Here is a 10,312-nt window from a genome sequence, read left to right on the forward strand (position 1 = left end):
AGATGCGTGATCCCACCCTTTGCGTGACGCCGGGCGACGGCGATCCGGGGCCGTTCCAGAGCCTCGCCGTTCCCGTGCACCGCGCCTCGACGGTGGTCTTCCCCACAGTGGCCGCCTACCAGGGCCGGCGCGACGAGATCTACGACGGCTTCTCCTACGGCCTCTACGGAACGCCGACCTCGCGGGAACTGGAGACCCGGCTCGCGCGCCTTGAGGGCGCGGCACGCACCCTCGTCGTACCCTCGGGCTTTGCCGCGATCGCGCTCACGACCCTAGCGGCGGTCGCGCCCGGACAGCGGGTGCTGTTCCCCGACAGCATCTACGACACGGTCAGGCCGTTCGCGGCCCATTTCCTGGCCGGGCTGGGTATCGCGTCCGGCTACTACGACCCGATGGCCGGCGGCGGCCTCGGCGAGCAGCTCACCGACGACGTCGGCCTGGTGTGGGTGGAATCGCCCGGGTCGATGACGATGGAGGTGCAGAACGTCTCGGCGATCGCCGCGGCCGCCCGCGCCCGCGGGGCCAAGGTCGCCGCCGACAACACCTGGGCCACCCCCTTGCGGTTCAAGCCTTTGGCGCACGGCGTCGACTTTTCGATCTGCGCACTCTCTAAATATGTCGCGGGCCATTCCGACGTGATGATGGGGTCGGTCTCAGTCGGCGACGTGGACCTCTACCGGCGGCTCAAGGACTACAGCCGCTACCTGGGCTACGGCGTCTCGGCCGACGAAAGCAGCCTGGTGCTCCGCGGGCTGGAGACCCTGGCCGTGCGGATGGACCGCGCCGAGCAGAGCGCCACACGGCTGGCGGACTGGGCGGCGCAGCAGCCCTGGGCCGCCGAGGTGCGCTTCCCGCCACGGCCCGGCAGCCCCGGCCACGACCTCTGGAAGCGCGATTTCACCGGCGGCGCGGGCCTGTTCTCGGTCTTCCTGCACGAGTGGGCGCGCCCGGGCCTTGCGACGGCGGTGGAGGCGCTGCAGCTCTTCGCCATCGGCGCGAGTTGGGGCGGCACCCGCAGCCTGGTGGCGGTCCTCGACGGGCCGCCCCTGCGCACAGCCGCGCCCCTGCTCCACAAAGGTCCGGTGGTGCGTTTCAGCGTCGGGCTTGAAGACGCCGACGACCTTCTGGCCGACCTCGCCCAGGCGTTCGGGGGCCTCGCATCGGGCGAAAGCTCTGAACGCCATGGATAGCCGCGCGGCGCGGCTGCGAGTGGCGACGGCCCTTGCCGGGTTGGCGGCCATACTGCTCGCCGGTTGTGCCCCACCCCCCAAGGAACGCGGCGCGGTGCCCCGAATGGTTGGCCGGGACTATGTGACCTGCGGCGCCAGCCAGGGCATCACGGGTCTGTCCCGGCCCGACGAAAAAGGCGTCTGGCGCGGGTTCGACGTCGACGTATGCCGCGCTTTCGCGGCGGCCCTACTTGGCGACGCGAAGAAGATCCGCTTCATCCCGCTCAATGCCGCGCAGCGCCTGCCGGCCGTGCAGACCGGCGAGATCGACGTCCTCTCCCGGACCACGACGGTGACCTTCACGCGCGACATGGCGATCCGGTTTGTCGCGGTGACTCAGTTCGATACGGATGTCCTGATCTTCCGCCGGGCGCTCGGCGCGGCGACGCCGAAGGACCTGGACGGCCGAACCGTATGCCTGCAGAGCGGCGGCAGCTCCGCGGACAACACCCTCACTCGCGTGGAGACGGACGAGAAAATCCACTTCGAGCGCGTCTATTTCGACTCCACGATCACGGCTCGTGACGCCTACTTCTCGGGCCGCTGCGACGTCTACGTGACCGATGGCTTTCTCGGGGCCAGCCAGGTGGCGACGGTGGCGCGAAACCCCGCTGAGCACACCTTGCTCTACCTCGACCATCTTCTGCCCCAGGGCGTGGCCATCTCCCGCGGCGACGACCGCTGGTTCGACGTGGTCCGCTGGACGGTCAACCTGCTGATCTGGGCCGAGCAAAACGGCGTGACCCAGGCCAATGTGGATGAGCAGCGCCGAAGCGGACCCGCCGACGTCCGACGCGTGCTGGGCGGCGATCCCGCCTTCGGGCGCGCGATCGGGTTGGACGCGGACTGGGCCTACCAGGTCATCAAACAGGTCGGGAACTACGGGGACATCTGGGACCGCAATCTTGGACCGGCCACCCGCATCAAGGCCGATCGCCGCCTCAACAAGCCATACAAAGAAGGCGGCTTGCAGTTCCCCTTCCCGTGGGACGTCTGACGGCCATGACCGCGCCGACCGCCGCAGCGCCGCCTCGCGCCCAGTCGGCCTCGCGCGGGGCTATCGCAATCCAGTCGGGGGCGTTGGCGCTCGTCGCTGCGGCCCTGGCGCTGGTGGCCGTGACGACCGCCTCGAACCTGCAGCTGCGTGGAATCCCGGTCGGCTTTGAATTCCTGAACGACCGGTCCGGCTTCAAGATCGCGGACACGGTCATCCCGTTCGTCCCCGATCACAGCTATCTCCGCGCGATCCTCGTCGCCATCGCCAACACGCTGTTCCTCTCCGCCCTGGTCTGCATCGCGGCCACCGTCCTGGGCGCGGCGCTGGGCGTGGCGCGGCTCAGCACCAACCCCCTGGTCGCGGCGCTGGCGGCCATCTGGGTCGAGGCGGTGCGCAACACCCCGCCGCTCCTGCTGCTGATCTTCCTGTATGCCTTCTGGGGACAGGTGATGCCCGCCGAGGCTCCTCGAGAGGTGGCGCCCGGCGTACTCGCCTCGATCCGTGGCCTCGCGGTTCCCAAGCTCTCTCTCGGACTGCCCCCGCTCGCGCTGCTGGCTGCTGTTGCACTCTCAGCTGGTCTCTACCTGACGGCGTCCCTAGCGGCGCGGCGCGCCGCGCGCGCCGGGCGACGAGCGCCGTACCGGTCGGCGGCGCTCGCAGCGATCGGGGTGGCCTGGCTCGGGGCGGCGCTCGCTCCAGGGGCAGGGTTCGAGCTGCCGCTGGTCGAGGGAGACAAGATCGTAGGCGGCGCGCGGCTTACGCCGGAGTTCGCGACGGCGCTGTTCGGGTTGACCGTCTACACCGCGGGCTTCGTGGCCGAGATCGTCCGGTCCGGAATCCAGTCGGTGCCTCGTGGCCAGTGGGAGGCGGGCCGCGCGCTCGGGCTGCGCGAACGCCAGATCCTGCGCCTCGTGGTCGCGCCGCAGATGCTGCGCGTCATCATCCCTCCGATGACGAGCCAGTACATCAACACGGTCAAGAACAGCACCCTGGCGATCGCCGTCGGCTACTCTGAGTTCATGACGGTGATGGGCACGGTGATCAACCGCACCAATCACGCGATCGAAGGCACCCTGATCATCGTGCTCGTCTACACGGCCATCAACCTGGCCCTTTCAGGCGTGCTCAACCTCTACAACCGCAAGGTCCAGCTGGTGGGCCGCGCATGACGGACGCCGCCGTTCTCCCCCCGCGTCCCGCCGCTCGGTCGACACGTCTTGTCCGGGGCCTGTTCGGCAGCCCGTTGAATGTGCTCCTGACTCTGCTGGTGGCGTGGGCGGTATGGTCCCTCGCCGCACCGCTTCTGCGCTGGGCGGTGTTCGACGCGGTCGTGCTGCCGGCGAACCCGGCCGCCTGCCGCGACGTATCCGGAGCCTGCTGGAGCTTCGTGGCCGCCAAGAGCGGCCAGATCCTGTTCGGCATCTACCCCATCGAGGAGCGCTGGCGGCCGATGCTCGTCTGCGCCGTTCTGCTCGCTCTCCTGGGCTGGTCGCTGCGCCCTGCAGCCTGGCGGCCGAGCCTGGCGATCGTGTGGGTGGTCGCCCTGCCCGGCGTCCTGATGCTCATGTTCGGCGGCTTCGGCGGCCTCTCTTTCGTCGCCACGACCATGTGGGGCGGCTTGCCCGTGACGTTGATCCTGACGGTCACCGCGATCGGCGGAGCCTTCCCTCTGGCTATGCTGCTTGCGCTCGGCCGCCGCTCCTGGCTTCCGGCGATCCGCACGCTCTGCGTCCTCTTCATCGAACTCACCCGGGCCCTGCCGCTACTCAGCATCCTGTTCATCGCTTCCATCATGCTGCCACTGCTGCTTCCGGAGGCTTTGCTGCCCGACAAGTTCTTCCGCGCGTTGATTGCGCTCCTGCTGTTCGCCGCGGCTTACCTGGCCGAGGTCATCCGGGGCGGCCTGCAGGCCATGCCGCGGGGCCAGTACGAAGCGGCGGAGGCTTTGGGGCTCGGCTATTGGCGGACCCAGCGGCACGTCATCCTGCCCCAGGCGATCGCGATCGTGATCCCGAGCCTCACCAGCACCATCATCGTCATGATCAAGAACACGAGCCTGGTGATGGTGGTGGGGCTCTTCGACCTCATCAGTTCCGGCAGGGCGGCCCTGGCTGACCCCGAGTGGAGCTCTCCGGCGCTGGAGACCTATGCCTTCATCGCGGCCATCTATTTCGCGCTCTGCTTTGGGTTCGGCCGGTTCGCCCAGGCGCTCGAGTCGCGAAGCAAGGACAGCTCATGACCCAGTCCGCAACCGGGCCAGCCACGACCGAGGCGTCCGGGCCCGCCGTCGAACTCCGCGCGGTCCACAAGTGGTACGGCGGCTTCCACGCGCTGCGCGGCGTGGACCTGACGGTGGCGCGCGGCGAGCGGATCGTCATCTGCGGACCTTCCGGCTCGGGGAAGTCCACCCTCATCCGCTGCATCAACCAGCTGGAACGGCACCAGGCTGGCGCCGTGACGGTGAACGGGCGCGAGGCCACCGCCGACCCGAAGGCGCTGCAGGCGATCCGGCGCGCGGCGGGCATGGTGTTCCAGAGCTTCAATCTCTTCCCGCACCTGACCGTGCTGCAGAACTGCACCTTGGCGCCGGTCCAGACGGGCCTCGCCACCCGGGCCGAGGCCGACGCGCTCGCCATGTCCTACCTGGAACGGGTGCGGATCGCCGAGCAGGCCCTCAAGCACCCAGCGCAGCTTTCCGGGGGACAACAGCAGCGGGTCGCGATCGCCAGGGCGCTGTGCATGCGGCCCTCGATCATGCTCTTCGACGAACCCACCTCCGCCCTCGACCCCGAGATGGTGAAGGAGGTGCTGGACACCATGATCGCCCTGGCGTCCGACGGAATGACCATGTTGGCCGTCACTCACGAGATGGGGTTTGCCCGCAGGGTCGCGGATCGGGTCATCTTCATGGACGAGGGGCAGATCGTGGAATCCGCACCGCCCGGCGAGTTCTTCGAGCATCCGCGCCACGCCCGCACGCAGGCCTTCCTCGGCCAACTGCTTCACTAGGCCAGGTCAGCCACCCCCCGGCGGCCCCCACGTCCAGCCCGACCCACGCTTCGGAGCAGCTCGACGGATGGCTTTCTTGGCTCCGATTGAGAATATGCAGCTCTGGTCCGGGGCGCCGACTTAATAGACAAGTCGCACGAGAGAAGAACAGCTCTGCGCCGGATCAACTTCACCTTGGGCGAGTGGATTGGCCTCAAGCTCGCCGTGGCGTTGCGCTCCGGGTTCGCCCGGGCGCATAGAACCTGTCCGAAGAACGTTGCGCCTGTGGGAACTGCGGCGCGCCCCTGCCGTTGATTGGAGGCGCGCGGCCGAACGCCCCCCGACTTGTAGGTCGCGCAACAGCCCCCGGTCCCTAGGATCGGGGGCTTTTCGCAATTGGGCTCTCCTGCTGGATCTTTGGACCGGGCGGACGCCGAGGCCAGACCTTCTCGCCCTCAAATGTCCTGCACCAGATTTCGTGCCTTAACTGCCTTTTCGCATCATTTATGGTGCAGCAATCGACGCATTAGGATTGTATAAGCCCTTGCTGCACCAGAAAACATGCCTTAGCTCTCCTAACGCTACATTTTTGGTGCACCCATGAAAGCGTCCAAGGCCCAATCGGCCCTCCCGCTGCCCGTCCGCCGCGCCCTCGCGACCCTCGGGCGCGACATCTCCACCGCGCGCCGCCGCCGGAGCATGACCGTCGCCACCCTGGCGGAGCGGGCCTTCGTCGGCCGGAACACCATCACCCGCGTGGAGCGCGGAGACCCGGGCGTCGCGCTCGGCATCTACGCCACCGTGCTGTTCGTCCTGGGCTTCGCGGACCGGCTCCAGACGCTGGCCGACCCCGCGACGGACCAGGTCGGACTGACCCTGGCGGAAGAGAAACTGCCGAAACGGGTGCGCGACAGCGTCGGGGTCCGCTGACCATGGACCGGGAGATCGAGGTGCAGATGGACTGGGCGGGGGAAACCGGGCCGGTCGGACGCCTGTGGGCCCGCGCCCGAGGCGCGCGCCAGACCTGCTCCTTCGCCTACGACCGAGCCTGGCTCGGCCTTGCCGGCGCCTTCGCGCTCGACCCCAACCTGCCCCTGGTCCGCGGCGACGCCCACTGGGATGGCGGCCTGTTCAACGCCTTCAGCGACCCCGCACCGGACCGCTGGGGCCGCAACCTGATGGGCCGGCGCGAGCGCCACCTTGCCAAGATGGAGGGCCGCGCGCCGCGCACCCTCCTCGACGCCGATTTCCTGATGCTGGTGGACGACGAGACCCGGTTGGGCGCCTTGCGCTTTCGCGACGTCGGGACCGACGCCTTCCAGGCCGTCGACACCCAACCGGTGCCGCCCATTGTGGCCTTGCCCCGCCTGCTGGGCGCCGCGCGACGGATCATCGACGACCGCGAGACCGACGAAGACCTGCGCCTGCTGCTCGCGCCCGGCAGCTCGCTGGGCGGGGCCCGCCCCAAGGCCTCCGTCCTCGGACCCGACGGCGCCCTGCTGATGGCCAAGTTCCCGAGCCAGACCGACGACTGGCCGGTTCCCACGTGGGAGGCGGTGGCCATGACCCTGGCCGAGCGCGCGGGTATCACCGTGCCTCCCTTCCGACTGCAGCAGGTCGCCAAGCGGCCTGTATTCATGATGTCGCGTTTCGACCGCACCCCAGACGGCGCGCGCCGTCCCTTCTGCTCTGCGCTGACCGCGCTCAGCGCCAGCGACGGCGAAACCCGCAGCTACCTCGAGCTCGTGGACGTGCTGCGCCAGGATGGCGCCGACGCCCCCGGCGACGCCGCCCAGCTGTGGCGGCGGATGGTCTTCAACATCCTCATCTCCAACACCGACGATCACCTGCGAAACCACGGCTTCCTGCGCGAGCCCGGCGGCTGGCGACTTTCGCCGGCCTACGACCTCAATCCCATGCCCACAGATGTGAAACCGCGCGTGCACGCCCTGGCCTTGAACGCGACCGACCAGGACAGCTCACTTGAGACCGCCATGGTCGCGGCGCCGTACTTCGGGCTAAGTCACTCAGAAGCCACGGCCATTGCGAAGGGGGTCGGAGCGGCTGTCGCCACGTGGCGCGAGATCGCCGGCGGGTATGGTTTGACCGGCAACCAGCTCGAGCGGATGTCCAGCGCCTTCGAACATGAGGACCTCGCTCGGGCCACCGCCTAACCTGTTGGGCGCCCAGGGCGCCGCTGCTGCTGCTGATCCTGGTGATCGTGGTGATCCTGGTGATCCTGGTGATGCTGGTGATCCTGGTGATGCTGGTGATGCTGGTGATCCTGGCCGTCGTTCGGGCGGTCGGACGCCGGTGGCTCCTCTCACAAGCCTCGCCAAGGGGGCCGCCATCGGGTGACCGGAAGACCGCGGGTCTGAAGCCCGATCCTGCCGGCGGGTTCACTGGCTCAGACGGTGCGCCGTCGCTCTTGCGGGGCTGGCGATTGGGATTCGAAGCGCCACACCCGTGCTCCGCATGCCGCTGGAGCCGCCCGAGGCAGGCTCTCCCATCGCAGGCGGCCTTCCCGAAAATTCATGTGACCTTGACGATGCAGCGGTCATACTTGGCGCTGATGCGACTTCTGCTCGCCATGTTGGCCGTCCTGGGCCTCGTCCTCTCTCCTGCGGCCGCGGCCGCAGGAACAGCGGCCTGCGCGCATCACGGCGAGGGCGCCATGGTCATGAGCATGGCCATGGAGGCAGCCGCGCAGGGCGACACGGCCCCGGATCACAGCTGCTGCGACGACCAGCCCGAGGCGCCGCCGAAGCACGACAGCAAGGCCTGCGCGCAGGCCTGCGCCCTCATGTGCGTCAGCCCGGCGGCCCTTATCGAACTCGCGGCGCCCGCAATCCCGGCCGCGGGACATCTGGTCCTCGAGACAAGTCCGTCCAGGGCCTTCCACGCCCACGCGCCGCCTGGCCTGAAGCGACCGCCCCGAACCCTAGCCTGAGAGGCCGCTCCGGCGGCTGCAGGACCATGCCTGTCCGTCCCGACAAGGGATCCGGGCCGCCTGCGAGCACCGCGCATCCGTGCGCGGCCATCCAACTCATTCAGGTTAGACGATCATGAACCTCTCGACTGTTCTGCCGGCGGCCATCTGCGGCCTCGCCCTCGCGACCTTTGCAGGCTCAGCCGCCGGCGCGGCCCCCGCCGGCGGCGCGTACGCCACCCGCGCCGTCCGTGCGCCCAACGGCAAGGACGTCTTCGTGCGCATCGTGAAGGTCCCGAAGATGCAGGTGAGCGCTGAAAGGCCCGACTGCCCGATGGACCCCGCGCACTGCGCGCACCCCAAGGCCGACAAGCCGCAAGCTCAAGGCTGATCGCGGGAAGGCCCTGTCGACGACGGCAGGGTCCAGACGCTCCGCCCCGGTCGCCTGAGGCGGGACGCCGCTGCCCCGGTCGCCATTGTGAGGAAATATGCGAATCTTGATGCCCCTGGCGGTCGCGCTGCTCGCGACGACCGCGCACGCCGACCCCATGACCTATGCCGGCGCCATCGCGCTGGCCGAGCGGGACGCCCCCAGCGTGCATGCCAAGGCCTTGCAGGTGACGGCCAGCCGTTCCGCCGCCCGGGCGGCCGGGACCCTGCCGGATCCGAAGCTGGCCGTCGGGATCGACAACTTCCCGATATCCGGGCCGCCCGCGGGGCGCTTCGACGCCGACGACATGACCATGGCCCGGATCGGGATCATGCAGGAGGTGCCCAACGCCGCGCGCCGACGCGCGGCGGTCTCCGGCGCCCAAGCCGATGTCGGCCTGGCCGAGGCGGAAGCGCAGCTGGAGGCCCGCAACGTGCGGGTCGCCGCCGCTCTGGCCTGGATCGACCTGGCCTATGCCGAGCGCCGCCTCGCGACCCTCGACCAGCTCACCGCCGGCCTGAAATCGCTTTGGGAAGGCCAGCCCGCCAGCATCGCCTCCGGGGCGGCGCGGCCGGCCGCGGGCCTGGAACCCGTCCGGCTGAGGGCGAAATTCGAGGACATGCGCAGCACGCTTGTGGCGGACCAGGCCAAGGCGCGCGCGGAGCTTGCCCGCTGGACCGGCGACCCCACGCCCACCGCCGCCGGAGCGATGCCGACGTTCGTCATAGAACCCGCGGCGCTTCGATCCGGGCTGAATGCGTTGCCGACACTGATCGCCTACCAGGCCACCACCCGGCGCGCCGAGGCGGAAGCTGACGCCGCCCGGGCCGCGCGGCGTCCGGACTGGGCTTTCGACGTCTCCTACGGCCGCCGGGACCCGATGTTCGGCGACATGGTGTCGGCGGGCGTCACCGTCAGCCTGCCGCTGTTCGCGCGGGGCCGGCAGGACCCCCTGATCGCCGCCCGGATGTCCGACGTCAGCCGTGTGCGGTTGGAGCGGGAAGATGCCCGTCGCGCATTGGCGGCGGCGCTGGAACGCGACCTGTCCGACCACGACATGCATCACCAGCAGTGGGTGCGATCCGTGCAGGTGCTGGTCCCGGCCGCCGAGCAGCGCGGACACCTGGAGGTGTCCAGCTACGCCGCCGGTCGCGCCGCCTTCGGCGACGTGATGGTCGCGCTCACCGACCTGGCGGACACCAAGCTGCAGGCGCTGGAGCGCGAGGCCATGACCCTCCGCGACGGGGCCCGCATCGTCCTGACCTATGGGAGCGACCGATGACCCGCAGACGCATCCTGTTCCTCAGCACGGCTGGGCTCGCAATCGCCGCGGCGGTGGGCTTCGGCGTCGGGCGAATGACCACGCCTTCGCCGACTCTCAACGGTCCGGCTCCAGTGAGCGGCAAGCAAGTGCTCTACTGGTACGACCCGATGTACCCGGGCCAGAAGTTCGACAAGCCGGGCAAGTCGCCGTTCATGGACATGCAGCTGGTCCCGAAATACGCCGGCGAAGCGTCGGGCGGACCCGGCGTGCAGATCGATCCGGCGAAAACCCAGAACCTCGGGGTTCGGCTGGCGACCGTTGAGCGGGGCGCGCTGGCCAGCAACGTCTCCGCCACCGGCGTCATCGCATTCAACGAGCGCGACGTGGCCGTCGTGCAGGCCAGGACGGCTGGTTTCGTCCAGCGGGTTTATGGCCGGGCGCCCGGCGACATCGTGGGGGCCGGCGCACCGCTGGG

At 69.4% G+C, this 10,312-nt stretch carries 10 protein-coding genes and 1 pseudogene (1 of these 11 cut by a window edge); all 11 read left to right on the forward strand.

All coding sequences use genetic code 11. The features are described from left to right. The first annotated feature begins 2 nt into the window (after positions 1–2). A complete protein-coding gene (locus tag QZV94_RS02500) occupies positions 3–1,190 on the forward strand; it encodes a PLP-dependent aspartate aminotransferase family protein (RefSeq protein WP_293676220.1) in 1,188 nt (395 codons plus the stop codon). Between the two features lie 103 nt (positions 1,191–1,293). Beyond that, positions 1,294–2,226, forward strand: coding sequence for a transporter substrate-binding domain-containing protein (locus QZV94_RS02505; protein WP_293676232.1), 933 nt, complete (start codon positions 1,294–1,296; stop codon positions 2,224–2,226). 5 nt (positions 2,227–2,231) lie between these two features. After that, a complete protein-coding gene (locus tag QZV94_RS02510; protein WP_293676221.1) occupies positions 2,232–3,395 on the forward strand; it encodes an amino acid ABC transporter permease in 1,164 nt (387 codons plus the stop codon). Between the two features lie 80 nt (positions 3,396–3,475). After that, positions 3,476–4,465: an amino acid ABC transporter permease gene (locus QZV94_RS02515; protein ID WP_293676222.1), complete on the forward strand. Its 990-nt coding sequence runs from the start codon at positions 3,476–3,478 to the stop codon at positions 4,463–4,465. Continuing rightward, positions 4,462–5,235, forward strand: coding sequence for an amino acid ABC transporter ATP-binding protein (locus QZV94_RS02520; protein WP_293676223.1), 774 nt, complete (start codon positions 4,462–4,464; stop codon positions 5,233–5,235). Before QZV94_RS02515 ends, QZV94_RS02520 begins: the two co-directional genes overlap by 4 nt. 579 nt (positions 5,236–5,814) lie before the next feature. Then, the gene (locus tag QZV94_RS02525) at positions 5,815–6,144 is read left to right on the forward strand and encodes a helix-turn-helix transcriptional regulator (RefSeq protein WP_293676224.1); all 330 of its coding nucleotides are present in this window, start codon (positions 5,815–5,817) and stop codon (positions 6,142–6,144) included. A gap of 2 nt (positions 6,145–6,146) precedes the next feature. After that, complete coding sequence (locus QZV94_RS02530; RefSeq protein ID WP_293676225.1) at positions 6,147–7,388, forward strand: type II toxin-antitoxin system HipA family toxin; 1,242 nt, start codon at positions 6,147–6,149, stop codon at positions 7,386–7,388. A gap of 41 nt (positions 7,389–7,429) precedes the next feature. After that, the gene (locus tag QZV94_RS02535; RefSeq protein WP_293676226.1) at positions 7,430–8,164 is read left to right on the forward strand and encodes a hypothetical protein; all 735 of its coding nucleotides are present in this window, start codon (positions 7,430–7,432) and stop codon (positions 8,162–8,164) included. 115 nt (positions 8,165–8,279) lie between these two features. Beyond that, positions 8,280–8,534, forward strand: a complete 255-nt coding sequence (locus QZV94_RS02540; protein ID WP_293676227.1) for a hypothetical protein — start codon at positions 8,280–8,282, stop codon at positions 8,532–8,534. A gap of 109 nt (positions 8,535–8,643) precedes the next feature. Next, positions 8,644–9,855 carry a TolC family protein gene (locus tag QZV94_RS02545; RefSeq protein ID WP_293676228.1) on the forward strand — a complete coding sequence of 404 codons (1,212 nt, stop codon included), beginning with the start codon at positions 8,644–8,646 and terminating at the stop codon, positions 9,853–9,855. Continuing rightward, positions 9,852–10,312, forward strand: a pseudogene (locus QZV94_RS02550) (efflux RND transporter periplasmic adaptor subunit); it runs 1,016 nt beyond the window's last position. The gene QZV94_RS02545 and the pseudogene QZV94_RS02550 overlap by 4 nt, the downstream one beginning before the upstream one ends.

The organism is uncultured Phenylobacterium sp. (assembly GCF_902826855.1).
Classification (GTDB): domain Bacteria; phylum Pseudomonadota; class Alphaproteobacteria; order Caulobacterales; family Caulobacteraceae; genus Phenylobacterium.